Origin of the sequence: Enterobacter adelaidei (assembly GCF_041937165.1) — a bacterium.
GTDB lineage: Bacteria > Pseudomonadota > Gammaproteobacteria > Enterobacterales > Enterobacteriaceae > Enterobacter > Enterobacter adelaidei.
In genome coordinates this window covers 62,157-87,985 of record NZ_CP154354.1, presented here as the reverse complement: position 1 = coordinate 87,985, position 25,829 = coordinate 62,157, and the positions used below count along the sequence as shown (strand labels likewise).

Below are 25,829 nucleotides of genomic sequence, written 5' to 3'. Positions count from 1 at the left end.
CATTTGCCTGCCGTAAGGTCTGTTCTTAGCTGGATTTTTTTGGGAGGATACGCAGTCATGACAACTCAATCCAGCTCAATACAATACGCTTACGCGCTAGACGGCGAGGGCACCCTCACGCACATTGGCGCTGCCCTGCGCTCACATACTTACACCTGCCCAGGTTGTAAGAGCCCCCTGACCCCGGTAATGGGCGAGTTCAACGCTAAGCACTTTCGCCATTCGGAAGAATGCTGTGCCCTTGAAACCTATCTTCACAAGTGCGGCAAAGAAGCATTCTTCTATCGCTACCAACAAGCTCTCAGCCGTGAAATGCCTATTAGCCTTGAGCTGGAGCGCCGGGTTGCCTGTAATGGTTCTCGTTTAGCCTTGGTTAGAGACGAAGCACGTCAGTGCGTAAAATCCGTGCCTGCACGCTACAACTTGACTCAATTTTTCGATCAGGCAGAGCTGGAAAAACACGATAAGGTCACAGGGCTGCGACCAGACGTGATGTTGTATGATACGACTGGCGAAAGGCGTTGCTACGTAGAGATTTGTGTCACACACCCCTGCTCTCAAGACAAGATCGAAGCCGGTATCCCGATTCTTGAGTTTAAGGTCCAATCTGCCTCTGATATTCAGATGTTGCTTACCGGGGCCTACTCGATCAAGGAGAAGATCCTGAGAGTATTCAACTGGCTTCCCCCGTTTCAATCTGTGGACACCTGTAGCGGCGTCTGCTCAGTAGGTAACGTGGATATGTCTGTCTGGAGTTTAAGTGGTTCCGGCCGACTCAACGAACAAACGATGCCGCTCGCTGAAGTGGATTTAACAATCAATTCTGACGTGAACACATGGCCTAGATCGTTAGGGGCCGCTGAGCTGGCTGATAACTTACGAGCTTTTATCCGTCACGCCGATCCTCATTCACTATTTCCCAACTGCATTATGTGCGAGCAAGCAGGCCGATGGGAGGATGGCTATCTGCAATGTCACAGTAAGGCAAAGATCGTTCCCTACACCGAGGCCCGTCAGTGCGCCAATTACAAGGTTAAGGCATGACCAAAAGACTGACTTGGGAGCAGAAAAGTATTGTCAGCCATGACACCGGACATGCGTTGGTAAAAGCCGTACCTGGTAGCGGGAAAACAACCACACTTGTAAAGCGCGTTGAGCGGCTGGTCAAGACGGGAACTGATCCTCGCTCCATTCTGATCCTGATGTACAACAAGTCGGCGCAGGTGAGCTTCACGGAGAACTTGAAGACGGCACTGATGTCGAGCGTGATTCCAGAAATCCGCACGTTCCACAGCTTGGCCTTAAAGATTGTTGGTTACGGAGAACGCCAACAGATAATCAAGAAGAAAGACCTCATTACTCCAAGCGACTACCGCTATGAGCAACTGGTAAAGCAAGCCTACCGCTATGGCTTTGACCATGAGGCGAATTATATTGACCCCAATGAAATTGAAAACTTCGAGCTGTTTATTGCTCGCTGCCGGGCGGCGGCCGTAACTCCTGTTGATGCTGCCAATGATCCAACGTTCAGCAACATCAAACGGGAGTTTATTCACGCCTATGGCCGCTATTGTGAGCTGCTGGAGGAAAACAGTCTGCGAACCTTTGATGACTGTTTGATTGAGGCTGTCGCACTGTTGCGTAATGACAGCAGCCTTGGTGCCCACTTCAAGCACATCATTGTTGATGAATATCAGGACGTTAACCTGATACAGCATGACATGACCCGCTTGCTATCTAAGTCGGATACGTCGGTTATGGCTGTTGGTGATGTTAACCAGTGTATTTATGAGTGGCGTGGTGCTCGACCAGACTTTATCGGCGGACTGTTTGAAAGGCACTACCCGAATACGAAGGTGTTTCAACTGTCATGCACGTTCAGATTTGGCCATGAGCTTTCCTTGATGGCTAACTCGGTAATTCGGCGCAACTCTACAAAGCTGACCAAGCTTTGTGTCAGTCATCCTAGCACCCCCAAAACAGAGGTCAGATTGCACTTTGATAACTGCCTATCCAAGGTGCTATCAAACCTCTCGGTGAGCAGTGGAACACAAGCCATATTGTCCCGCACTAAGGCGAACCTTGCTGAGGCGGAAATTGCTTTACGCCTGTGTGGGCTACCTTATCGCTACCTCAATGGTTCAAGCGCATTACACACCCGCACCGAAATCGGGATACTGGTAGTTGGCGTCTTGCTGTCTGTGTACGGCGATCTGCGGCTACTGGAAAACCATCCCAACAAACAAGCGATTGTTTACGGCTTTCTGAAGGAGGCTGGTTTTAGATGGCAGAAAGGGCAATTCAAAGCGGCGCTCAGTGGATTGATGGCTCCGCACGCCGACCTATGGTCTGCTCTAGGTCAGTTATTCGAGGGCGCACAATACCAAAAAGATCGGCTGGGCAGGCTCGCCACTATCTGCCAGAAAGACGGAGAGGAAACGCCTGCTATCGATGTGTTACGACGCCTGAGTATGGAGGGTTTCATTGATAGTGTTGGCTCTGAGGGTGTAACTCGCACTGGATCGAACGACCAGCAACGAGGGGTCGTGAGGATCGGGGAGCTACTTGACTCCAGTAAGATCGATTCCCGCACGTTTTTAAACCTTATCTTGAATCCAGGCGAGGCTGCTACTGACTGCGATCCCTTCATCCTTTCCACACTGCATGGTTCCAAGGGGCTGGAGTGGGATAACGTAATACTGATCGGGCTGAATGAGCAGGAATTTCCTGGCGGCAAACCCGATGATGTTTACAGCGTTCGCACATCGATGAACACCCCTCCGGCCGAAGAGGAAATCGAGGAGGAACGTCGGCTGTTTTATGTCGGTATCACTCGCACAAAACAGCAGCTAAATCTGGTGGTCCCTCTTGATGAAGGGCTTGCGCGGTGGCTCAAAAACCGCTGGGATAGCACCCCGAAGAAGTCACCGATAGCTACTCGCTTCGTCTATGAGGCTGGCTGGACTGCTTGTGCGGTTACCAGTGATGCGATCTATAACAGCACGGTAGAGAAACAGAAGGCTGACTTCAGCAAGTTTCACCAATGGTATCTAAGAGATCTTCAGCGGCTAAAAGTCTAGGGCTACCGATACTTTTCGATTTCAGACAGGTGCTCGTTATCCAGATCAATTGTGGCTTTTCTTTCAGAAGCGAGCTTCTTCGCTCGCTTTGCATACTGAAGCCCCTTGGCTGGCTGCTCTCCGCGTAGGATCTGTTCAGCCTGCTTGCTCGTGCTGTGCCCCAGAAAGCGTTCGTACTGCTCGTCAGATACCTCAGTGCCGATCAGTCGTTCGATCCAGCCGCTTTTCGGCGGGTAACTTACGCCCAGCGCAAGCAACTGCCTTTTCTGTACCCACTATTTCCGGCGCGGCCGGCTTCAATCAAGGCTTTGGTTAGAACTACAGCCATTTGGGGACTCTCATACACAAACCTGAACCATGCGGGTCTGATTGGCGGTCAAGATAGCAGCGCATCGAAATCAACACTGAACTCTGCTTCTAAGAACTCAATCGTGGCTGGTTGGCTATCGAGCGATGCTTCCCGTGTAGACTCCAGTGCGCACTCCAATCGACGCAGCAGAGTAAACGGCAAAATGATCTTGCCGAAGTCGGTATGCTTGAAATCCCCCCCCACAGGTCTTCCGCGTTCTTCCAAATGAAATCAGCTTGCGAAGCAGCCGAACCTACGAACTCTGCCATCTTGGCCTCCAACCAACTTTTGCACGAAACGGCACATCTTCCAAAAGAGGGTTGTCAACCAAGTTTTGCACAAAACGGACTTTGATCCATTTCTAACTAAAATCTACAATCCAACCTCAGATTGCAAATAGCCTATGTTTATTACAGATGGTATGGTTCGTGTTTTTGTTTATTCGATGGCAACTGTACTCTTTCTGCCGCTTGGCTTGTTGAAAAGCACGTGGTGGTTTTCACCATTGTTTGCGATAGCTGCTATTGATTACTTAATGTTTCTGCGTCGACAAGGCTAGTTGCTGAACCTCATACCTCAGAGCAATCTGTATGTTTTTTACACCACTGGTTAAAAGGTCAGGCTACGTTCCTGACGTTTTTTAAAAAACAGTTTTATGTTTGATGCGTTACTGGTCTGTCTGGTAACCCAGTGGTACATTACCATTATTAAGGCTGGCTGGCGGTGGTGCATCATGCTTAAACGACCCTCTCTGAGCGTACTTTCCGACAGTCCTGTGCACCGCACCACTTACCCGGCAGGCCTATGTCTTGGTTATTCTTCGTTGTACCTTTTTCTTCAGCTTTATCCCTGACATGTCTGTCTGAACAGTTCTAAGCAAACCGGAATGTTGTCATGGCCAAAGTACAAGGGCTCTTTGTTGGATACCGAAAATTCGCTGTTGATCGTGACTGGCTTCGTCAGCAGGAAGAACAACGTTATCGGGATCGCCAGCGACAATTTGATGAATGGTCCAGGAAATGGGTCACTGTAACCAGGCTCAAAGAGACTCGTTTATGGACTGACGGAGCCATCAGGCGATGGTTGGGTGAACCTCAGCAGCAGGGTAAATATAAAGTTTTCCCCGTTGAAGCGGTTTTGGCTGCTGAGAAGTTGAATGAGTTTCGGCTCTGGCTTAAACCCCGACTGGAAAAGAAACGTGCCCAGCACCACCACTTTTTAATTCCATTTCTGTAAAGTAGAAACAACGGCAGTTCCGGCCGCATTCAAGGCTTCGGCATCTGGTCAGAAATAAAGCGCCATTTTTCAGTATAAGGGAGGTTAGATAGTGGAAGGTATTGAGACACTGAGTTTGCAGCTTGATGAGAATGAAACTATGGCCCTTGCTCAATTAGTTAAACGTCTGAGCTGGAGCGATCTTCGTGGCTGTGCTGTGAGTGACGAAGAAGCCTGGGTAATGAAAAGCGCAATTGAAAAATTACAACAGGCGTTAAGGGAAGAAGGTTATGCGCCTCGATGAGGCTGGCTTCGTTCTTTATTCCGATAACAAATTTGCTTAAGGACTAACTATGAGCCAGCACTGGTATGAGGTGAAAAGCAATCAGGGAATTGTTCAGGTGATTGTTGGGAGAAGATATTAATGTAATGCGTTTCTGCATTACATCAAGCAGATTAGCTTTTTCTGGTCAAAATAGACGATGTGATTTTTCTTTAGCCGAAGTCCATCCGCTCCCCACGCAACCGGTAAAGGTTCGCAGGTTTAATAAAGATAGGTTTCGTATCTCCCTAAGGGTGGGATAGGTAAACTCATAATGGCATCTGTGTTTACTATGTAAGTATTCGGGTAAAATTCATCTAATACAGTAAAGTTTAGTTTCTTACAAAAGCTTAATAAATATGGGTTTTTCACGTCTTCTATTACAACATCGCACCAGGGATTCGATTCACAGCAAAGCTTCAGAAAAGACTTAAACCATCCCTTGTTTTGTATTTCTTCCGGAAGCCGTACCACATGTATGGTCAGACAATCTCCATGATAACGATTAGTACTTTGTCTAAGCCCTACAACAATCCCCTTTTCTTGAATCTGTACACCTGCCTGATGCTCTTTCATGTCGGGCGTATAGTGCCTTGCTCTGTTTAACCAGGCCACCAGCTGCTGAGCCGTACTTGGTGATTCTTCAGCTATCCATTTCAGGTACTTGATGCGGTCCATATGCGCCTCCCTGTACGATTTCCAATGAACAAAGGCTCTACAGTATTAAGCTGCTGTAGAGCTCATTCAACCAAGCTCAAACTGTGCGTATTAAAGGATGCCTAACCTTTTTGTTTCATCGATCCACGGTCTGAATTCTTCCAGTAGATTATCATATAACTTTTCATCGCTAATCGAACCGAAATCATCCATGGCAAAGAAGTGGGTGTTATCAACCCGGCGGTCAGTAAAGTCATCCAGATTTTTGAGGATACCGTAGCTTGAACCACCCAGGCCGACAAACTTCCAGAAGATGGGGTAGTTGGCAGAACGCCGGATTGCATCTTTAATCGCCCGGGTCTTGCTGATCCCGCCATCGGTAATAAATACAACATACACCGGGATTTTCGAGTCCTTAAAGTAGTCGACTATTTCTTCCATCACAGGAGGCTCGTTGTTTGTCCCTCCGAGGCCCGGCAGGTTCTCCCAGGCTGAACGCTTTCCAGCCCCGCGAATGGACTGAATATATGTGTCCAGGTTGTCCAGTGTGACGTTTGGATACTTCTTATGCTTCTCTCCAAATCCCCAGACATCCATTTCACCGTCGTCGTCGAACTGGGCGGCAAGAACGGCGATGCGGTCCAGCACAGACTGAACGTTACCCTTACTGAACTGGCCACTCATTGAGCCGGATGCGTCAAGTACAAATGCAACCGCTGCCTCAAGGGTGTCCAGTTTATTTTTAGTAAGACTGACCGAGGCTTTTTTAGCGAGGCTTACAAGGCGCGGAGATCTGGTTTCCAGTTTCTTTTCCAGACTGATACGAGCAGGCTTTGCTGGCTGCGGAGCTGGCTGTGCGACATCAACGCCATAGCTAATGGCCAGAGGCTCAAGACCACCGTTGAAACCCTGCCCGAGCGCACGAAGCTTCCAGGCGCCATTGTGCCGATATACTTCACCCAGGATAATTGCTTTCTCACTGCGGCCCTGAGTCTCAGCCTGGAACTCAGCGATTCCTTGAGCCTGCATGCTCAACGAACTGAGCCCACTGATGGTATCTTCACCATCAATGACAACTGTGATTGCAATTTTACTGATGTTCGCAGGAACACGATCCAGTGCTATCTCAATGCTGGACTGCTGAGAACCGGTAACGAGCTTTACTGCCCCTTCAGGAGAAGACAGATTATTGTAAAAGATAAAGTCAGAATCGCCGCTGACCTTTCCCTGAGCATTAAGCAGGAACAGGCAGGTATCGGGTTCGCCTTTAAAGCCGGATTTGGTAGGGTACTGAAGATTCAGCCTGATCGCAGATTGCTGAAGTGGTATGTTTTGTCCGGATTGTAGATTCACATTAACTCTCCTGATTTTTGATTATTTTAAAGCGCAGCGTTTATATAGGTTCCCCTGGCTTAGTTCAGGACGCTGGATTTCTGGTGAGGCGTATATATGGTGTGACACCATATTTCATCACGTTGAAGTTTCTATACCTGTTGAATTGGAATTTCCATTGGTCGGGTATTTTATCTTCCAGAACCCGTGCCTTCATAAGTCGCAAACGTAACATATATCAGAGGGGCATGCTGTTGATATAAGGCACGGAATACAGGCTTTAACCAGCAACCAGAGAAAAATCCGTTTCCTGCCTTTAAAAGGCTCACGTCAGAATTAACATCTCTCTGCTTTCTGAGATTCCCGAACCCTTTCTGCCCCCCCCCTCCTGATAGCGGATCGCAACCAAAAAAAACCCCGGCATTGCCGGGGTATGATTCAGCGTTATTTTAGATGTTAACGCCGTGCTGGGAGGCAAGAGCCGCCAGGCCACCGGCAAAGCCCTGACCGACAGCTTTAAACTTCCACTCAGCGCCATGACGATACAGTTCACCGAAGACCATAGCGGTTTCGGTTGAGGCATCTTCAGACAGATCGAAACGGGCAATTTCCGTGCCGTTGTCGTTGTTGTAAACGCGCATGAAGCTGTTGCTCACCATGCCGAAGTTTTGTTTACGCGCTTCTGCATCATAGATGGTAACGGCAAACACCAGTTTTTTGATATCTGCTGAGACTTTGGTCAGATCGATTTTGACCTGCTCATCGTCGCCGTCGCCTTCACCGGTACGGTTGTCGCCCTGGTGCTCTACCGCGCCATCAGGGCTGGTTTTGTTATTGAAGAAAATGAAATGCGCATCTGACAACACTTTACCGTCTTCGCCTACTGCGAACACGGAAGCGTCCAGGTCAAAACCCTGACCATCGGTTACACGGGCATCCCAGCCTAGGCCAACCATAGCAACATTCATGGTTGGTGCTTCTTTGGTCAGAGATACATTGCCGCCTTTTACGAGAGAAACTGCCATTTTTAGCTCCTGCAAACAGTTGAATGAGGGCTGCATTAACAGCCCCGGGTAGAAAAGTTACTTTTTGATCAGGACGCGTTAATGCCGTACTGAGCACATACAGATGCCAGACCACCAGCATAACCCTGACCTACTGCGCGGAATTTCCACTCACCATTGTGGCGATACAGCTCGCCGAACAGCATGGCAGTCTCAGTGGACGCATCTTCGGTCAGATCGTAGCGAGCAACTTCAGTCTGGTTATCGTCATTAACCAGACGAATAAACGCACCGGATACCTGACCAAAGCTCTGGCGACGAGCCTGAGCATCGTGGATGGTCACAACGAAGATGATCTTGTCAACTTCAGACGGGACGGCGTCCAGTTTAATTTTCAGCGATTCATCATCACCATCGCCCTCACCGGTGCGGTTATCGCCGGTGTGCGTTACGGAACCGTCGGATGACGTCAGGTTGTTATAGAAGATGAAATCTGAATCGCCGCGCACTTTGCCGTTTGAGGCCAGCAGGAATGCTGAAGCATCCAGGTCAAAGTCCTGACCGTCTGTTGAACGCGCATCCCAGCCAAGGCCCACCAGGACGTTTTTCATTGACGGAGCTGCTTTACTTAGGGAGACGTTCCCGCCTTTGGAAAGAGAAACACTCATAAAATAACCTCTTCGATTAGTAATTGTTCAGGTTAACACTTAAGGGGATTAACTCCCCTTTTCCTCAGATTCAGGTTTGCCCGGGAACATGACGCTTGCGAGAATGCCCAGCGCCAGTACACCCAGTACAACATACAGGCTGGTTGTTGCCGCGATGCTGTAACCATGATGCCAGATGTGATCGGTCGCATTCAGGCCGAGTTTTGCCGCGATGAAGAACAGCAGCACGATAACGGCCTTCTCCAGATGAACCAGGTACTGTTTCAGTGCCTCAAGGACAAAGTACAGAGTACGCAGGCCCAGGATAGCAAACATCATGGCACTATAGACGATAAGCGGTTCACGACTGACGGCAATGATTGCCGGTACCGAGTCAAACGCGAACATTACGTCCGAGAGTTCAACCACAGCCACACACAGGAACAGCGGGGTCGCATACAGCGCCGCTTTTTTACCACGGCCAATGGTGACATCGCTGTTTTCTGGTTTCGCCAGTTCAGCATCCACTTCCTTCTGGTTAAGCAGGAAGGCATGCCCTCTGAGCTTCGGCCAGATAGGGAAGAAGCGTTTAACCATGCGGTAAGCCAGATGCTGGGAGTAATCCTCAATTTCATCATCGTCATCACCGCTTTTAAGCATCATGACCGCTGTCCAGGCAACGATAATAGCGAAGACAACTTCAACATACGGCCCCAGACTCAGCAGGCTCGTACCGATGGCGACAAAGATGCCCCTGAAGACAATGGCACCAATGATCCCCCAGTAGAGAACACGGTGGCGATAACGATCCGGAACGGCGAACCAGGAGAAGATGGCCATCATGACGAACAGGTTATCGACCGACAGCACTTTCTCCAGCGCATAACCCGTGACAAACAGACTGGCAACCTCAGCACCGTGGTGGATATAGAGGAAACCGGCAAATGCCATCGCAACCACAACCCAGAATACGGACCAGAGCGCCGCACTCTTCAGCGAAATAGGCTTGTCATCACGGTGCATAAACAGGTCAATAAAGATGGCACCGACTGAAAGCGCAATAAAAACAATGACCGTTTCAGTCGGGAAGCCGATGTGTGTGGAAACCATATTTTACCCTTAGGGATGTGGATCAGAGGCCAAATTCAGCCGGGTCGAAGCCCAACGCGATAGCGATCTCGCGGGAGGCCAGTTTCTCGTCCTGATCGAAGTTACCGTCACTTTTCGCAACGGCAATACCAACACGTAAGGCCAGCTGAGCGGCCTCAGGCTGATCTTTCAGCGCCAGGATGTATTTCATGGTTTCGCCCTTGCCGATTTCAACATCGAAATCGAAGCTTGAAACCAGTTTATTGAAGAACTCAATCACCTCATTGGTATCGAAGACCTTCAGCTCTTCTGAAGAGCGCAGAAAGCCCATCATTTTCTGCTTTTCTTCCGAACTTACGCCGTCACTCGATACGGCAATACGGGCACATACAGCAACGGTGCCCTGCATGAATTTTTTGTTTTTGAAACGGCCAACCTGGCGGGTCAGTTCGTCACGGCCTGAGTTAATGGCACCTTTAACTTTGTCGAAAAAGCTCATACCTGTTTCCTTTGTTGCTGTGTTATTTAGAACCGGCGCTCCAGCGAAATCCCCAGCCAAATGCCCGGTCCATTTCGTCCTGGCCTTTGAAGTACTGGTTAATTCGCTCGACTTTAATTGCGCCGTTTTCGTTTACGAGTCTGGCAATGGCGCACAATGTGCGACGGTTTTCACCTTCGGTCAGGCGGGTCTCAATGGGCGGTTGATCCGGCACATGAATGGTGACCACACCATCAGTCTTGTCCCAGCTGGGAACACCTTCATAAATAAAGGCGTAAATCAGCACTTCGCGGATATGCTTCCATTCACGTCCATTGATATGCAGCCACTCGCCGTCTGATACATCACCCGTCCGGTCATCGCCCTTGAGCTGAACATACGGTTCATCGCGATAATCACCGAATGCATTACCGAGCGCCTGAATGACCGATTTATACCCGTCCTGAAGCTCAACAAAGGCCCCCAGATCCAGGTCGATTCCTTTGGAGCCGAACATGCCTGCAAAGCCTGATTTGCCGCTGCCCCGGTGCCAGTTCAGGTTGATCCGGATTTCACCGAAGTTATCCCGTTTGGTCAGGCTGATTGCAGGCTTCTCTTTTGTCAGCGATACCTTGCTCAGGCTGATTTTTGTCTCAACTGGCGGAGGGGTTACAACCGGAGGAGTCGGGGCTGCGGGAGCCGGTTCGTCGGCAATATTTACGCCGAAATGCTCTGCCAGCGGTTTAAGTCCACCGTTGAACCCCTGCGCAACGAAGCGGAATTTCCAGTCATTATTACGACGGTAAAATTCACCCAGAATTAAGGCTGCTTCCTGACGGCCGCTCAGTTCGACACTGCCGCTAACCAGGCCGGTAGCCCCTTGCTCCACGTCGATGGAAAGATTACGAAGACCGGACACCGTCTGCCCACCGTCACAGGCCACGGTGAACGCAATTTTCTGGACATCAGGTTTCAGCCGGTTGAGCGCGACAGTAAAGGTTGAGTACTGGCCTTCACTGACCAGGCTGACGGTACCATCATCGTTACGTGGCTGACCATAAAACACCATGTCCGCATCACCCTGCACCTTCCCGTCGGCATACAGGCGAAACGCCGAAGCATCCACCTGGCCGCCCGAGGTGATCCGGACCCGCAACTCCTGGGCTGGAACGGGGGCATTGCCCCCCGGCGTCAGGTTCATTAGCGAATAACCGCTGAAACGATATCGGAGTGCATATCGTCAATTGTGCGGCCGCGACAGGCATGGCCAAGGGCGGTAAAGTCCCAGTTGCCGTTATTACGGCGCAGCGAAGAAATAACGATCCCGGTATGTGAGCCCTGCTCAGTCAGCTTGTAGCGAGCCAGCTCTTTGCCGGTTTGATCGACAACGCGGCAGAACGCGTTTTCGACGTCATTGAACGACTGACCACGGAAGCTGTTTACCGTAAACGCCAGGTATTCAACGTTTGCAGGCAGTCGGGAGAGGTTGACATTAATCACCTCATCGTCACCGTCACCTTCACCGGTCAGGTTATCGCCACTGTGCACAACAGCGCCGCAGGTGGATTCCAGTTTGCGGAACCAGATGGTGTCAATTGTTTTACCGGTGCTGTCCATTAATACGCAGCCAGCATCGAGATCGATTGAGTCGTTGCCTCCAAACAATCCTCCAAGAAGACCTTTTTTCTTAACCGGATCCCAACCGAGACCGAAATGAAGCTGGCTTAATGCAGATGATTCTTTGCTGAGTGATACCGTCTGGTTCTTAACTAATGAAACCATGTTTTATTCCTTAAAATGGTAATGACCGAGACAATCAAAGGTATATTTAGTAACTGACGAAGAAAATCATATCATGATGAAGTTCTCTGACAAGGGAAATTTTGGTAGTTTTCTGTAAAAACACAAAAAGAAATCCTTTTCAGGGTGTTAATTTTCTAAGTTTAATTTAAATATCAATGTGTTATCAGGAATCCAAAAAACCTGACGCACTCCATAACCACAGGAGTTATTAATCATATTATGATTGACATGTAGCTTAGACACTCATAGACTCACTTCTCAATCATAAATTTGCATGGCGTTCCGGATAATTAAAAAAAATGAACAAGAAAATTTGGTTTATGGAAGGTTTATCCTCCCAGCGAGATATTATTCAGGGGGTAAAATCATTTGCAAAAAAAAATAATTTTGCCATTACCGTTTTTGCCTCCCACCGTAACGAAAGAAATGAAATCCTTTCCGTTGCCGACTATTCTTTGACTGAACCTGAAGATCCTCAAAAACGTCTTCAGTTTATCCAGGAAACCATTCAGTCCTACGGCATCCACCATATTCATACTGGCCGTAACAGCCAGTGGTTTGAAGAACACCGTTCAGCCATTGAATCGACCGGTGCCACCCTTACTACCGGTGCAACGGGCGTCGACTGGTTAACTCTGGCTGACGAAAAAGTTACTTTTGCTCAGTTTATGGAGCAAAAGGGTCTCCCGGTCGTACCATCCTGGCGGGTGAATACGCTGGCAGAATTAAAAACACACCTCGCGGCCCCGCCGTTCACTGACAGCCCGGTATGCGTGAAGCCGGTGACGGGTATCTATGGCATGGGATTCTGGCGCTTTGATGACAGTGCTTCGCCTATGGCCGTCTTTAATCATCCCGAACATCGTCTGGTCAGTCCGCAACAGTATATTGCAGCAGCATCAGCTGCTGAGTCGTTTAAACCCCTTGTTTTGATGCCGTACCTGCCAGGCCCGGAATTTTCCGTCGATATCCTCGCGGATAAGGGCGAAATACTCGCAGCCGTGGGACGCCGTAAGGAAGGGGTTATCCAGTATCTGGTAAACGAAGGAAGCGCCTGGGAACTGGCGTGTGACTGCGCCAGGGTTATGAAGGCCGACGGGCTGGTGAATGTTCAGACGCGAAACGATGTGAATGGCAACCCGGTGCTGCTTGAAACCAACATGCGTCCGTCAGGGGGGGTGGGTTATACCCTTCACAGCGGGGTGAACCTTCCTGGGTTATTTGCTGCCTTTAAGCTCGGTCTGATGTCTGAAGATATGGTGCGCCAGAGCGCTAAAAACACCTTTTCTCCGGTTGCGGTGAGATCCATTACGGATGTAATTGCATACCCGGAATCACTCTCTAACCTTCTGAATTAAGGCGTATTTATGTCTGATATCCTCGAAGATATGATTTATCGCCGTACCCTCTCATGCGGTACGATTCAGGTAACCCGCGACCAGGGTGAAGTTTCGCTCGATGACCTGTTTGACATCGCTGAAAGACGTAACCCGAAACGCGCCTTTCTGTTTGTCAGCAAAGTACTCGGCAGGCACATTCCCGTGCCACCCTCAGTCATGCGGCAGGCCTACAGACAGCTTGCCAGCCAGTTCCCCTCGACACTGACAGGACCCGTACTGTTTATCGGTATGGCTGAAACCGCCGTTGGGCTTGGGGCCGGTGTATTTGATGAAGTGCGCCACCAGCATCCTGAATCTGTCTATCTGACCTCTACCCGTCACCCGGTTGATGGCACGTTGCTTTGCGAGTTCAAGGAAGAACACAGCCACGCCACCGATCATCTGATCTATCTGCCAGATGATGAAGAGAAAAGACGTCGTGTTACCAACGCACGAACGCTGGTTTTGATTGATGACGAGGCAACCACCGGTAATACCTTTATTAACCTGCTTTCAGCCCTGCGTAATACCGGCAAGCTTCAACATATTGAACAGGTTATAGCCGTTACGCTTACCGACTGGAGTGGCAAAGCCTTGTCCGAGCGCAGCACCTTACCAGTCACTTCGGTTTCTCTTGTAAGCGGTAAGTGGGGATGGACCCCATTACCTGATGCACCTGTCCCGGACATGCCGAAAGTCAACGTAACTTCACGAGGAGAATGGGACATCCAGGGAAAACAGTCCTGGGGCCGACTGGGGATGCTCGCACCTGCGGCCGATCTCGGCCATGAGGTCTCCGTCCACAAGGGGGAACGTATTCTGGTTCTCGGGACCGGGGAATTCGTCTGGGAGCCGTTCCTGCTTGCTGAACGGCTCGAAGCTGCCGGAGCACAGGCATTTTATGGATCGACCACCCGCTCCCCTATCGCCGTTGGTTATGCCATTGAGTCCGCCATTTCCTTTACGGATAACTACGGGCTGGGCATCCCCAATTTTGTCTATAACGTCGCCCACCAGCAGTTTGACCGCATTCTTGTGTGTACTGAGACACCCGCAGAAAGTATTGACACGCAGCTTCTTAAAGCGCTGGCTGAGGTTGCGGCCGTCGTGGAGATTGTTACCTATGAATAAACCCGTTGTTCTGAGCGACCTTGACGACACGCTCTTTCAGACCCGTCGTAAAATGGTGGACGAGCTGGCCCTGGAGCCATTCCGTACCGGTGCCGTTGATCGCACCCTGAATCCACGAAGCTTTATGACGGAAGAACAGTCCATGTTGGTGGACTGGCTCCTGGAGCAGGCTGAACTCATACCCGTTACCGCACGGGGAACTGAAGAAATCAGCCGCGTACGGATCCCTTTCCACTCCTGGGCAATCACCACTCACGGGGCCGTCATTCTCACGCCAGAAGGCAAACCCGACGAGGAGTGGAAGGCCCATATGCTCGGCCAGCTGGCTCCCTATCAGGAAAAGCTGACATCGATGCAGCGTCTGATCACTGAAATGATGGACGCAAAAGGGATCAATGCCTGGGCAAGGCTGAACTTCGAATACGGTGAAACGGCGGTTTATATGGTGATGAAGCACCGCGACAGCACCCGCCTTGACGAGCTCAATGCCATTGCAGATGAGATAGAAACGGTGTTTCCGACCGAGGGCTTCTACATCCACCGCAACAGTAATAACGTGGCCTGGCTTCCCACCGCGGTTGAGAAAGGGCTGGCAGTCAGATGGCTTCTTGAAAAACTTCGGGCTGAACGCGGAGTCTTCCCCGTAATTGGTCTGGGCGACAGCCTGAGCGATCATCGTTTTATGAAACTGTGCAGCTGGTTTGGCATCCCGCGTCAGAGTCAGTTTGCAGATGCCATTTCACAGCGAATTTTTGGAGAAAATTAAAATGCAGCCACATGACACATTTACCGGCTCATACCAGCCCGGTGACGTGGAATTTCTGCTAAAGCCGGTAGTCATTGAGATGACGCCGGTTGAGCAAAAAGAAGAGCTGATTCAGTCAGGGAAGAAACATTATTCGGACATGCTCAGTCAGGAGCCAGCGCCAACACAATGGCATCTTGATTTGTTTCACCGGGCGCTGGATCGGGGCGCAGAGAGACTTGCAAAAGAAGTCACACAGCTCGCTATTGCTCTGGCCGAACGCTTCGGTGATGAGCCCATTGTACTGGCCAGTCTCGTCAGAGCTGGCGTGCCGCTCGGCGTTATGCTGCACCAGGCCCTGCGTGACATGGGGAAAACCTCATGGCATTACGGTATCAGCATTATCCGGGATCGTGGAATTGACGGTGCAGCCCTCGACGTCATTGAAGAGCGCCATGGTACCAGCGGTATTGTCTTTGTTGACGGATGGACAGGTAAAGGCGCAATTACCGGAGAGCTTGTACGCGCACTGAAAGATCGCCCGGGCTATCCTGAGCAGCCGCGACTGGTTGTCCTGGCCGATCCCTGTGGCTGCTCCTGGCTTGCAGCCAGTGATGATGACTGGCTCATTCCTTTTGGCATCATGGGTGCGCCGGTATCAGGCCTGATCTCCCGGTCAGTATGGTCCTCTGAAGGATTACATGGGTGCATGGTTTGCGAGCATCTCAGTGAATTCGAATGCAGCCGGATGCTTGTCGATACCGTCGCCCATTTCCGTAAGAAGTTAACCCCGTCATCCCTCGCTACCCTGAGCTGGAATATGGAGTCAGCCCGGGTCTTATGGCAGACAAGTCGCGACGTTATCGCGTTCCTGGCCGATGAATTTAAAGTGGACAGCGTCAATCGTATTAAACCCGGTATTGCTGAAGCAACCCGGGCTGTATTACGTCGGGTACCGGACCATGTATTTGTGCGTTCTATTGACGACCCGGACGTTGCCTTGCTTGTAGGGCTTGCTCGTGAAAAGGGAATAGTTGTTACAGAAATGGGGGGAACCCTCGGCCAGTATCGGGCTGTAACCATTATCAAGAAGGTACTCTGATGAAAAATCGTCTTTCTCCCTGGAATCTGGGAGCCACGCTATACATGCCTGCAACACGGGAAGATATTGCTGATGCCGTCCTGCACGGGAAAATCCCGGGTTTGCGCTCTCTGGTGATTTGCCTGGAGGATGCTGTCAGTGAAGCAGACATCCCCATCGCCCTCAAAAATCTGGAGCACCTGCTGCACGAGCTCAGTAACAGCATGCGTAGCCTGGGTAAAAATGACTGGCCTCTGGTGTTCATTCGCCCTCGGCATGCCGAAATGGGCAGATGGTTAAAAGCGCATTATGATCTTTCCGCTGTCGATGGGTTTGTGTTGCCGAAATTTACCCTCAGTTCGTTAGCTGAATGGTGGGATATCATGGGCGGGACTCACCTGTGCATGATGCCAACGCTGGAAACAGAAGACGTCTTTGACGTGGTTCAGATGCGCGAGCTGGCCACTCGCCTGGTGGAACATCCCTGCCACGACCGCATTATTGCGCTTCGAATCGGCGGCAACGATCTTATGAACGTTGTGTCGCTTCGCCGCCCCCGGGACCTGACGCTGTATGACAGCCCGATGGGCTACGTCATCAAAATGCTCGTTTCAGTCTTCGGCCCGCGTGATTTTGCCCTGACCGCGCCCGTATGTGAGCATATTGACGATCATGCCGTTATGGCCAGAGAGCTGGCTCTTGATATGGCACATGGGCTTGTTGGGAAAACGGCCATTCACCCGGGTCAGATAGAGGTCATTCAAAACGCGCTGATGGTCACTCAGGGTGAGTATTCTGACGCTCTGCGGATCCTGAACTCTACCCAGGCCGTGTTTAAGTCGCAGGGAGCAATGTGTGAACCCGCCACACATCGCCGCTGGGCGGCTGGCATTCTGGACAGAGCTCGTTTTTATGGGTTACAGAACGAGCAAAGCGCTGATGGAATCAGATTACTTACCGTGACCCAGCATCATTAAGGAAATCATAATGGGGTTCAGGTTCAGAAAGTCGATCAACATTATTCCTGGCGTTCGCCTCAACCTGAGTAACGGTGCACCGAGCCTGAGTGTCGGGCCGAGAGGTGCTTCCGTTTCTTTTGGTAGCCGGGGGACCTATGCCAATCTGGGCTTGCCCGGTACCGGGCTGAGTTACCGTACCCGGCTTGACCGGGCCGCGCGTTCCGGAGGTGGAAACCGGACGGCAACCGACCCGGGGCTCAGACAGGCGCTTGAGCAGGAAGCCGCTGAACTCATGTCAGCGGTAACCGCAATCCGTAATATTCACGAGCTGACGCCGGATCCAAAAACAGGCATCAGCTGGGCAGAGCTGGAAGCAGTATACCTGCATAACAGAACGTCGCCTTTTCAGGTTCCGGCACCGGTGCGTCCAGAAAAGCCAGACTACCTTGCATTGCCGGAAAAGCCTGCCGAGAGCGAAGGCATTAGTTTTCTGGGTAAATGGTTTGAATCGGAATCAGCTAAAGCTGAGCGCCACGCCGAAAATCTTCGCCGGTGGCAGCAGGAGCTGATTGATGTGGAGCGTGAGAATACCCTTCGACAGCACCGGTACCAGCAACAACGGACGGCCTGGGCCGAACAGTATGCAAACTGGAAGTTTGAAGCAGAAGAACATGAAAAACGGCTCGCCACGGCTCAGGCAGATGCCCGGCAGCAGTTCCGGACAGACGCCGCGTTTTTCGAATCATACCTGGCGGGTGTGCTGGCAGAAACTGAATGGCCGCGTGAAACGATTGTTGCATTTGAAGTAAAGCCGGAGCTATCAGCAGTCCTGCTGGACGTTGATTTAGCTGAGATTGAAGATTTCCCTGATAAGATTTACGGCGTTAATGCCCGGGGCACGGAGCTGACGGAAAAAGCCATGACGCAAAAAGCCGTACGCGAAAACTATGCCCGCCACGTCCATGGCTGCTTGTTCCGCCTGGTCGGTATCGTTTTACATACGCTACCTTTCGACAACGTGATTGTGTCAGGCTTTACGCAACGGGTCAGTAAGCGGACCGGCTATCTGGAGGATGAGTATATCCTGTCCTGCAAATGCACTCGCAGCCAGATGTCGTCAGTAAATTTTGCAGGCATAGAACACATTGATCCGGTTGAAGCGTTAGGCGATCACCCGGTTATTCGAAAGATGAGCAGTACCTTCATTTTTCAGCCTATTGAACCACTAACCCTTTAAGCAGGCTAAATCTTACGATGCAATTAAATACCAGACAGGCCCGGATTTTTAAGCTTGCCAACTTACTGGGCACCGGCAAGCCCGTTTCCGCTGCCGACATTATAACCAGTCTGGAATGCTCAGAGCCGACATTAACCCGGGCCCTCAAAGAGCTACGCGAGTCATATTCTGCGGAGATCAAATACAGCAAGGCAGGTCATTCCTACCATCTCGTTAATCCGGGCCAGCTGGATAAAAAGACCCTTCGCCGGATGAATGAAGCGCTCGCACAGAATGCTGAACTGAAAACCGGTGAGTCTACAGGGAAGGTCGTACTCGATAAGGATAAAAAAACAGCCGTGTCCTTATCGCTACGCATGCGGATCTTAAGAAAAATTGACCGTCTGGCTGCGCTGAGTGGCTCGACCCGAAGTGAAGCGGTAGAGAAGCTGGCTCTGCACTCCGTTGACGAACTGATAAAAGAATACAGCGCTAAAAAGTCCTGACGCTAAATCTCAGACCGGGGTGAAAACCCCGGTTTTGTCATATTTTACCTCTGTATTGGCGTGACGTAGTTTTGATCTATTCTCCTCCCGCAATGCCAGCAGCGCCTTACTGACTACAAAACCTGGTGTCTTGACATCCTCTTGTGCTACACATCAATCTTTGGGCGTTTTACACTCCATTCATGCAGATCTGTGATGTATGATGAATTTCATACATAAGACAGTTTATTTGTCCGAGTTTTTTCAGAAATCTTATATTCCAGTCCGGTCTGAATTATTTTTCTGTTGATAAGAGGCCATTCACATGTCGGTAATTCTATGGTGGTTAACTTATTTCTTTAATGCCGCTTCTGAGTATTTAATCTCCACCCGACAGATGTCGTGCCGTTTTATCAAATCAACAAACCCTGGCCTCTTCCTGAAACTACTCTCCTCTTCCGATCTCTTAAGAAGGAATTACATTTGAGACGCTTACCCGTATATCTGCTACTCGACACGTCCGGCTCTATGCACGGAGAGCCTATCGAAGCGGTTAAAAATGGCGTTCAGACGCTGCTTACCACGCTGAAACAGGATCCGTATGCACTCGAAACGGCTCACGTGTCAGTGATCACCTTTGATTCTTCAGCCCGACAGGCAGTCCCCCTGACAGACCTCCTGAGTTTCCAGATGCCAGCACTAACAGCCAGCGGCACCACGTCTCTTGGCGAAGCGCTTTCCCTCACGGCCAGCTCCATTGCCAAAGAAGTACAGAAAACGACGGCTGACACTAAAGGTGACTGGCGTCCCCTTGTATTCCTGATGACGGATGGAAGTCCGAATGATGACTGGCGTAAAGGCCTGAATGACTTTAAAGCGGCCAGAACCGGCGTTGTTGTGGCATGTGCAGCCGGGCATGATGCCGATACCAGCGTCCTCAAAGAAATCACTGAAATCGTGGTTCAGCTCGATACAGCTGACAGTTCGACGATTAAAGCTTTCTTTAAATGGGTCAGTGCGAGCATTTCGGTAGGCAGTCAGAAAGTGGAGTCCAGCAAAAAAGAAGTGATCGGTCTTGAAGACCTGCCACCGCCGCCGCCAGAAGTAAATGTGGTCTTATAATTTTATTGATTAAGGGGATATCATGTCTGTCAGTCTGAGCAAAGGCCAGGGCGTAAGCCTGAAAAAAAATGAATACGATCTCTCGTCCGTTACTATCGGCCTCGGTTGGGATATTAATGAGGAAAAGAAAGGTTTTCTCGGCGGGATCTTTGGTAAAAAAGAAGAAGAATACGACCTTGATGTGATCGCTTTCCTGTGTAATTCAGCCGGAAAGGTGACCGATCTCGGCAATGTGGAAAATGGTAAACCAACGCTTGTGAATGGCGATATCATCTTTTTCAACAGCCTTCGCCATAAGTCAGGCAATATCTGGCTGACGGGCGATAACCGAACCGGAGCCGGTGACGGTGACGATGAGCAAATTATTGTGCGCCTGAATTCCCTTGACGCTCAGTACGAGAAAATTGTGTTCATCGTTCAGATCTACAATGGTGAAAAGCTCCAGCAGCACTTTGGTAAAGTTCAGAATGCCTTCATCCGGGCAGTAGATGCCCGTAATATTGAAATGGCACGATTCGATCTTTCTGGCGGACCCGCCTTCGCCAGCCAGCGCTCCATGGTCTTTGCCGAGCTGATACGCGAGGCTACAGGCTGGAAACTCAGGGCAATTGGTGAGCCTTCAGAATCAGATTCGTTTGTCTCGCACCTGAGGAATTACATGTGATGCGCCGCCTGCCTGTTTACCTTGTTATCGACACATCCGGCTCGATGCGCGGTGAGTCAATCCATTCCGTTAACGTTGGAATTCAGGCGATGCTTAGCGCTCTTCGCCAGGATCCCTACGCCCTCGAAAGCGTTCATATCTCCATTATCACCTATGACAATGAGGCGCGTGAGTTCATTCCTCTCACGCCGCTGGAAGACTTCCAGTTTTCTGACATCGTTGTGCCAAGCGCAGGCGGGACGTTCACCGGTGCTGCCCTTGAATGTCTGATGCAGTGTGTTGAACGGGATGTACGTCGCTCAGATGGTGATACCAAAGGAGACTGGCGTCCTCTGGTATTCCTGATGACTGATGGAACCCCTTCTGATGCCCTGGCGTACGGTGAAGCGGTAAAAGCGATTCGCGGCCGGGGATTCGGATCCATCATTGCCTGCGCCGTTGGTCCTAAAGCAGGCCATGAGCACTTAAAACAGCTCACCGATAAGGTTGTGTCTCTGGAGACGCTAGATTCAACCGCGTTTGCAGGTTTCTTTAAATGGGTATCGGCCAGCGTGTCTTCCGGCAGCACAAGCGCGGGGATTAATAACGGAACTGATACCCTTCCCCCTCCTCCACCAGAAATCCAGCTGGTGCTCTGACAGACAGAAAGGTGCTGTTTCCGGGCAGCACCTTTCTGTACAGCAACGTTTTCTGCTGGCCGTACCAGCCGTACGAGGAAAATTATGAGACGCCTTCCCGTGTTTTTTGTCCTGGACTGTTCAGAGTCCATGATTGGTGAAAACCTGAAAAAAATGACTGATGGTCTGCAAATGATCGTCGGAGATTTAAGAAAGGATCCACACGCACTTGAAACAGCCTGGGTCTCGGTAATCGCATTTGCCGGTGTAGCCCGTACGATTGTACCTCTTCACGAAATTGCCTCGTTCTACCCTCCCCGCCTTCCCGTTGGCGGCGGTACGAGCCTTGGAGCTGCATTGCGTGAGCTGACCGTGCAAATTGATACCCAGGTCAGAAAAACCACTCATGAGGCTAAAGGCGACTGGAAACCCGTCGTGTATCTCCTTACCGACGGACGTCCGACTGACGACACAACCGCAGAAGTGAAGCGCTGGAAGGATCACTACGCGAGTAAAGTGAATCTCATTGCCGTTGGCCTGGGGCCGTCAGCGGACCTGAATATCCTGCGGCAACTGACAGAGAATGTCATGCTGTTCACCGAATCTCAGGAAGGGGACTTTACCCGCTTCATCAAATGGATCACGGCCTCGGTTACGGCGCACAGCCGCAGCGTCGGGGACGACAAACAACCTGAGCTCAGCCAGACTGAATACATAGTCCGGCTGGCCAAGGACGAGCCAGTAAAAGCGTACGACGAAAACTGCGTTACGCTTACCGGCCGTTGCAGCAAGACCCGTCGTCCGTACCTGATGAAGTATGAACGGCCACCAGCAAGGGTTTCCGGGCTCGATTTCAGTCTGAACCTGAACAGCTTTAATATTGCCGGATGCTATCCCATCGATGAGGACTATTTTGCGTGGTCAGATGCCACCGCTACCGGTTTGCAGGTAAATACCAGCGAACTGCATGGCGTACCGGGTTGCCCCCACTGCGGTAATGCCAGTGCGTTTGCCCTGTGCTCATGCGGAAAGTTGCTGTGTATTGACGGCCCGGATGACGTGATCTGCCCGTGGTGTGAAACAGGCCTGTCATTCAGCAATGATGGCGGAAACACTAACTTCGACGTAAACAGAGGGAGAGGTTGATGTCGCAAAATGCTTTACTTGAAGAGAAGATTATCCGCTTAGTTCTGTCTGAGCTGGGCCACCCTGTTGAAGGTGAGCGGCTTTTACTTCTATCGCAGGACCCATCCCTTACCGAAGAAATTATGCGGCTTAAAGAGCGGATTGAGAGCCTTGCACAGGGTTTATCTGCGCGGGTTAGCGAAGGTGATAACGACGCAGAGATTGCCGCCTCGTCAGCATCCAGTCTTTCCGATCAGCAACAAACGGTCGTAAGTGTTGCTGATAACCCGGGCATTGACGCTACCGATACATCAGCACTGCAACCCCTGCCAGAAAATGAGCCTCATCCTCCGTTCTGGAAGCTGATGCCTTATTACGAATTTGATAAACCAGCACAGAGGGAAGACGAAAACCTGTCTTCCCTGGTATTAAAACCCGGGCAGATACCGACAGGCCAGCAGCGGGCCAGCTTAGCTGTGCCACCTGCCGTTCCCCCGAGAGCTAAAATAACGATCCCCAACGCCCGCGCAGGCGAACGTTTCTCTTCGCCGGTTGCTATCGTTCTGGGTGAGGGCCAGCAGGCTACTGTCAGGGACGTTGTCTTTCCCCGGAACATTGGCCTGTCTTTTGACAAAGAACAGGAGTTGCTGACAGGTACTCCCACCGAAAGCGGCGATATAGAGCTTTCAGTAATCTGGTCATGCACGTCGCACGACGAATGTGAAACAAAACAGCTATTTATAATCAATCCCGATCCGAGAAGCCTGTGGAAGGTGGTAGAGCCACCAGCAGACGCTCCCTACCCTAAGTCCCATCTGGACGCTGCTGGCCTGGTCAGGGGTGATATACGTATTGCTGCCGCCAGTCGCCGGGGACGCTCTCATGAGCATGCCGGAAGCTTCAGAGATGACGACTTCTACATCAACCACTGCCAGGAAACAGGATGGTCTGTCATGCTGGTCGCAGACGGAGCCGGTAGTGCGGTAAATTCCCGGGAAGGCTCCCGGATTGCAGTCAAAACGGCTGGCGATTACCTTTTAAATCAGCTCAGTGGTGTGAAAGGCGTCCATTTAAAGCAGCACATCACGGCGTGGGAAGGGAGCGATCAGCAGGCAACAATAAACGCCATGCTTCATCATTTTAAACAGGCAGCTACGCTCGCGGTCAACAGTATCCAGAACGAAGCCATTTGTGCAGAACAACCTGTGAAATCCTATTCAACAACCCTTCTGGCAACTGTAGCGCTACGAACTGATAACGAGCTGTTTGCGGCTGCATTCTGGCTTGGTGATGGTGCGATAGGTGCATACAGCCCTTCCGGTAAAGTCAGGATACTGGGAAATCCCGATAGCGGAGAATACGCAGGACAAACCCGTTTCCTTGACCAGAGCATTATCGCAGACCCCTCGTTTAGCGGCCGCATCAGCGTGGGTAAATGGAATGATGTATCTCACTTGATCCTCATGACAGACGGCGTCTCAGACCCTCTGTTTGAGACGGATAATGGGCTTCGCAGTGACGAAAAATGGACCCGTCTCGTTGATGAGCTCAACCCTGTCCTTACAGACGCCAGTATTGCGCCTGAGAGGTTAGGCGACTGGCTTAACTTTTTCTCCACAGGGAACCATGATGACCGCACTATTGCGGTGTTGTGGTAAGGGATACGCTTTTTCGGTGATCAATATGGCAAATATCGTTACGTGCAAAACAAAGGACGGCGAAACAGTCCAGTATGTTGACGAGGTAATTGGTTCGGGCTCGATGAAGGATGTTTACTTTTCGCCTGATAAATCATACGTCGTCGCTTTTTATCATAAACCGCAGAACGAGCAGGCCCGGGATCGGATTGATATGATCACCGGACGCTACAGGCAAAACATTTTTGGCCAGTCCGGAGGTGAATACTGGAAGGACCTGTTTTGCTGGCCGACCCATGTTGTTGAGCATGGGCATAAAATCGGCATCGTGGTTCCAACCTACAAAAGCTACTTTTTCTTTAAATACGGCTCTAAAAACGATGATTTTCTTGGCATAAAAGGTCGTGAAAAGGAAGGCAAATGGTTTGCCAGCGCCAGCAACCAGAACAAATTTCTCGACCCACGTGAACGAGGCAATACGCTTACCTATCTCAAGGTCTGTCTGCTGCTGACAAGAGCCGTCAGAAGGATGCATGCGGCAGGTCTCTGTCACAGCGATCTAAGCTATAAAAACGTGCTTATCGATCCAGAAATGGGACATGCCTGCATCATTGACGTAGACGGCCTGGTTGTCCCTGGAAAGTATCCTCCCGACGTGGTGGGCACCCCGGATTTTATCGCTCCGGAAGTGGTGAAAACCAGTCATCTTTCCAAAGAGGATCCGAACCGCGTATTGCCAAGCATTACTACTGACCGTCATGCGCTGTCGGTGCTTATCTACATGTATCTGTTCTTCCGTCATCCGCTACGTGGCGGAAAAATACATGACATGTCGGATGAAGTACGTGATGAGACCTTATCTATGGGTGAGAAGGCACTCTTCATTGAACATCCGACAGACAAAAGCAATGCAGTCAAAGTCAGTCAGCTATCGTCCTTTTCACTGCCCTGGGCTGACCCGGAGAAAATTCCTTACACCATCATGGGCCCTTATCTGACACCTTTGTTTGAGCGCGCCTTTATAGATGGCTTACACGATGCCACTAAACGCCCGACCGCCGATGAGTGGGAAAGCGCCCTGGTTAAAACAGTCGATCTGATACAGCCCTGCCAGAACAAGGCGTGTGAACAGAAATGGTACGTTTTCTCGGGTAAGACAAAGCCGGTTTGTCCCTACTGCGGTACGCCATACAAGGGTAAATTACCGGTTCTAAATTTATATTCTTCCCGAAAGGAAGGCAGTTATCGTCCTGACGACCACCGGTTGATGGTGTGGAGCGGGCAGTCAATCTATGCGTGGCATGTGAATCGCCTCATTGCGCCAAATGAGCGTACAACCGATTTGCAAAGGAAACGAGTTGGGTATTTTGTTTTCCATAACGATCAGTGGTGGTTAGTAAATGAAGGCATAAATGGGCTTATGTCATTACCGGATAAACGACAGATTGCCATTGGGGAAAAAATTGAACTGACGAATAACGCTCAGTTTGTTCTGTCAAAGGAGGAAGGCGGCAGGCTGGTCGTCGTTCAGTTAGTAGAAAACTAACGGACGCCCATAACGACTAAAACGTTCTGGCAGCATACTGAACCTGTTTAATGAATCACTATATTAAGCTGTGTCAAATTTAAGCTGCCAGAAAAACTGACTGTCTGTGCCGGATATGCGGTACACCTCCTGCGGCAAGGGTTTAA

26 protein-coding genes and 1 pseudogene are annotated in these 25,829 nt (G+C 50.6%); 17 read left to right on the top strand and 10 right to left on the bottom strand.

The annotated features are described in order from the left end of the window. Positions 1–57 precede the first annotated feature (57 nt). Together AAHF05_RS22895 and AAHF05_RS22890 are read left to right on the top strand one after the other, a co-directional pair. Positions 58–1,044: a hypothetical protein gene (locus AAHF05_RS22895; RefSeq protein ID WP_000211823.1), complete on the top strand. Its 987-nt coding sequence runs from the start codon at positions 58–60 to the stop codon at positions 1,042–1,044. Further along, positions 1,041–3,080: an ATP-dependent helicase gene (locus AAHF05_RS22890; RefSeq protein WP_000166877.1), complete on the top strand. Its 2,040-nt coding sequence runs from the start codon at positions 1,041–1,043 to the stop codon at positions 3,078–3,080. The genes AAHF05_RS22895 and AAHF05_RS22890 overlap by 4 nt, the downstream gene beginning before the upstream one ends. A 2-nt stretch (positions 3,081–3,082) precedes the next feature. Here the strand turns inward: AAHF05_RS22890 and AAHF05_RS22885 are convergent, their stop codons facing one another. Further along, complete coding sequence (locus tag AAHF05_RS22885) at positions 3,083–3,337, bottom strand: hypothetical protein (RefSeq protein ID WP_000880375.1); 255 nt, start codon at positions 3,335–3,337, stop codon at positions 3,083–3,085. A 140-nt stretch (positions 3,338–3,477) separates the two neighbouring features. Then, positions 3,478–3,698 (bottom strand): annotated as a pseudogene (locus AAHF05_RS22880) (type I restriction-modification system subunit M N-terminal domain-containing protein); the annotation flags it as partial. Between the two features lie 625 nt (positions 3,699–4,323). Between AAHF05_RS22880 and AAHF05_RS22875 the strand changes: the two are divergent. Both AAHF05_RS22875 and AAHF05_RS22870 read left to right on the top strand, forming a co-directional pair. Continuing rightward, on the top strand, positions 4,324–4,665 hold the full coding sequence (locus tag AAHF05_RS22875; protein ID WP_001151572.1) for a hypothetical protein: 342 nt from the start codon (positions 4,324–4,326) through the stop codon (positions 4,663–4,665). A 91-nt stretch (positions 4,666–4,756) separates the two neighbouring features. After that, on the top strand, positions 4,757–4,948 hold the full coding sequence (locus AAHF05_RS22870; RefSeq protein ID WP_000398479.1) for a hypothetical protein: 192 nt from the start codon (positions 4,757–4,759) through the stop codon (positions 4,946–4,948). A gap of 240 nt (positions 4,949–5,188) precedes the next feature. On the opposite strand, the gene AAHF05_RS22865 is transcribed toward AAHF05_RS22870, so the two are convergent. The 8 genes from AAHF05_RS22865 to AAHF05_RS22830 form a co-directional block, all read right to left on the bottom strand. Further along, entirely contained in the window at positions 5,189–5,644 is a 456-nt protein-coding gene (locus AAHF05_RS22865) for a hypothetical protein (protein ID WP_000374058.1), read from the bottom strand. Positions 5,645–5,734: 90 nt separating this feature from the next. Then, entirely contained in the window at positions 5,735–6,976 is a 1,242-nt protein-coding gene (locus AAHF05_RS22860) for a VWA domain-containing protein (RefSeq protein ID WP_001053340.1), read from the bottom strand. A 428-nt stretch (positions 6,977–7,404) separates the two neighbouring features. Next, a complete protein-coding gene (locus AAHF05_RS22855; protein ID WP_000301247.1) occupies positions 7,405–7,980 on the bottom strand; it encodes a TerD family protein in 576 nt (191 codons plus the stop codon). 68 nt (positions 7,981–8,048) lie between these two features. After that, positions 8,049–8,627 carry a tellurium resistance membrane protein TerD gene (gene terD, locus AAHF05_RS22850; protein WP_000116680.1) on the bottom strand — a complete coding sequence of 193 codons (579 nt, stop codon included), beginning with the start codon at positions 8,625–8,627 and terminating at the stop codon, positions 8,049–8,051. Positions 8,628–8,675: 48 nt separating this feature from the next. Next, positions 8,676–9,716: a tellurium resistance membrane protein TerC gene (gene terC, locus AAHF05_RS22845; protein WP_000255079.1), complete on the bottom strand. Its 1,041-nt coding sequence runs from the start codon at positions 9,714–9,716 to the stop codon at positions 8,676–8,678. 22 nt (positions 9,717–9,738) lie between these two features. Further along, positions 9,739–10,194, bottom strand: a complete 456-nt coding sequence (locus tag AAHF05_RS22840) for a tellurite resistance TerB family protein (RefSeq protein WP_000007449.1) — start codon at positions 10,192–10,194, stop codon at positions 9,739–9,741. Between the two features lie 22 nt (positions 10,195–10,216). Next, positions 10,217–11,374: a TerD family protein gene (locus tag AAHF05_RS22835; protein WP_374936477.1), complete on the bottom strand. Its 1,158-nt coding sequence runs from the start codon at positions 11,372–11,374 to the stop codon at positions 10,217–10,219. Further along, positions 11,374–11,955 (bottom strand): tellurium resistance-associated protein TerZ, encoded by a 582-nt coding sequence (locus tag AAHF05_RS22830; RefSeq protein ID WP_000254137.1) that lies wholly within the window; start codon positions 11,953–11,955, stop codon positions 11,374–11,376. The genes AAHF05_RS22835 and AAHF05_RS22830 overlap by 1 nt, the downstream gene beginning before the upstream one ends. Before the next feature lie 320 nt (positions 11,956–12,275). Between AAHF05_RS22830 and AAHF05_RS22825 the strand changes: the two genes are divergently transcribed. The 13 genes from AAHF05_RS22825 (at position 12,276) to AAHF05_RS22765 (ending at position 25,683) form a co-directional block, all read left to right on the top strand. Next, entirely contained in the window at positions 12,276–13,334 is a 1,059-nt protein-coding gene (locus tag AAHF05_RS22825; protein ID WP_012695441.1) for an ATP-grasp domain-containing protein, read from the top strand. Positions 13,335–13,343: 9 nt separating this feature from the next. Beyond that, positions 13,344–14,486, top strand: a complete 1,143-nt coding sequence (locus AAHF05_RS22820; RefSeq protein WP_001280115.1) for a phosphoribosyltransferase domain-containing protein — start codon at positions 13,344–13,346, stop codon at positions 14,484–14,486. Next, entirely contained in the window at positions 14,479–15,252 is a 774-nt protein-coding gene (locus AAHF05_RS22815; protein ID WP_001040058.1) for a hypothetical protein, read from the top strand. Before AAHF05_RS22820 ends, AAHF05_RS22815 begins: the two co-directional genes overlap by 8 nt. A gap of 1 nt (position 15,253) precedes the next feature. Then, positions 15,254–16,333, top strand: a complete 1,080-nt coding sequence (locus AAHF05_RS22810; protein ID WP_001585166.1) for a cysteine protease StiP family protein — start codon at positions 15,254–15,256, stop codon at positions 16,331–16,333. Beyond that, positions 16,333–17,289 carry an HpcH/HpaI aldolase/citrate lyase family protein gene (locus tag AAHF05_RS22805; protein ID WP_011152965.1) on the top strand — a complete coding sequence of 319 codons (957 nt, stop codon included), beginning with the start codon at positions 16,333–16,335 and terminating at the stop codon, positions 17,287–17,289. The genes AAHF05_RS22810 and AAHF05_RS22805 overlap by 1 nt, the downstream gene beginning before the upstream one ends. Positions 17,290–17,299: 10 nt before the next feature. Beyond that, on the top strand, positions 17,300–18,508 hold the full coding sequence (locus AAHF05_RS22800) for a DUF4236 domain-containing protein (RefSeq protein WP_011152964.1): 1,209 nt from the start codon (positions 17,300–17,302) through the stop codon (positions 18,506–18,508). 17 nt (positions 18,509–18,525) lie between these two features. Beyond that, the gene (terW, locus tag AAHF05_RS22795; RefSeq protein WP_001176767.1) at positions 18,526–18,993 is read left to right on the top strand and encodes a tellurium resistance protein TerW; all 468 of its coding nucleotides are present in this window, start codon (positions 18,526–18,528) and stop codon (positions 18,991–18,993) included. A gap of 462 nt (positions 18,994–19,455) precedes the next feature. Continuing rightward, complete coding sequence (locus AAHF05_RS22790; RefSeq protein ID WP_001253657.1) at positions 19,456–20,094, top strand: VWA domain-containing protein; 639 nt, start codon at positions 19,456–19,458, stop codon at positions 20,092–20,094. A gap of 22 nt (positions 20,095–20,116) precedes the next feature. Continuing rightward, positions 20,117–20,758 (top strand): TerD family protein, encoded by a 642-nt coding sequence (locus tag AAHF05_RS22785; protein ID WP_000116681.1) that lies wholly within the window; start codon positions 20,117–20,119, stop codon positions 20,756–20,758. After that, a complete protein-coding gene (locus AAHF05_RS22780; protein WP_001253658.1) occupies positions 20,758–21,396 on the top strand; it encodes a VWA domain-containing protein in 639 nt (212 codons plus the stop codon). Before AAHF05_RS22785 ends, AAHF05_RS22780 begins: the two co-directional genes overlap by 1 nt. Before the next feature lie 84 nt (positions 21,397–21,480). Continuing rightward, a complete protein-coding gene (locus tag AAHF05_RS22775) occupies positions 21,481–22,521 on the top strand; it encodes a TerY-C metal binding domain-containing protein (RefSeq protein WP_001253656.1) in 1,041 nt (346 codons plus the stop codon). Continuing rightward, positions 22,521–24,158 (top strand): PP2C family serine/threonine-protein phosphatase, encoded by a 1,638-nt coding sequence (locus tag AAHF05_RS22770; protein WP_000081059.1) that lies wholly within the window; start codon positions 22,521–22,523, stop codon positions 24,156–24,158. The genes AAHF05_RS22775 and AAHF05_RS22770 overlap by 1 nt, the downstream gene beginning before the upstream one ends. A gap of 25 nt (positions 24,159–24,183) precedes the next feature. Continuing rightward, on the top strand, positions 24,184–25,683 hold the full coding sequence (locus AAHF05_RS22765; RefSeq protein WP_001284318.1) for a helix-hairpin-helix domain-containing protein: 1,500 nt from the start codon (positions 24,184–24,186) through the stop codon (positions 25,681–25,683). Positions 25,684–25,829 lie beyond the last annotated feature (146 nt).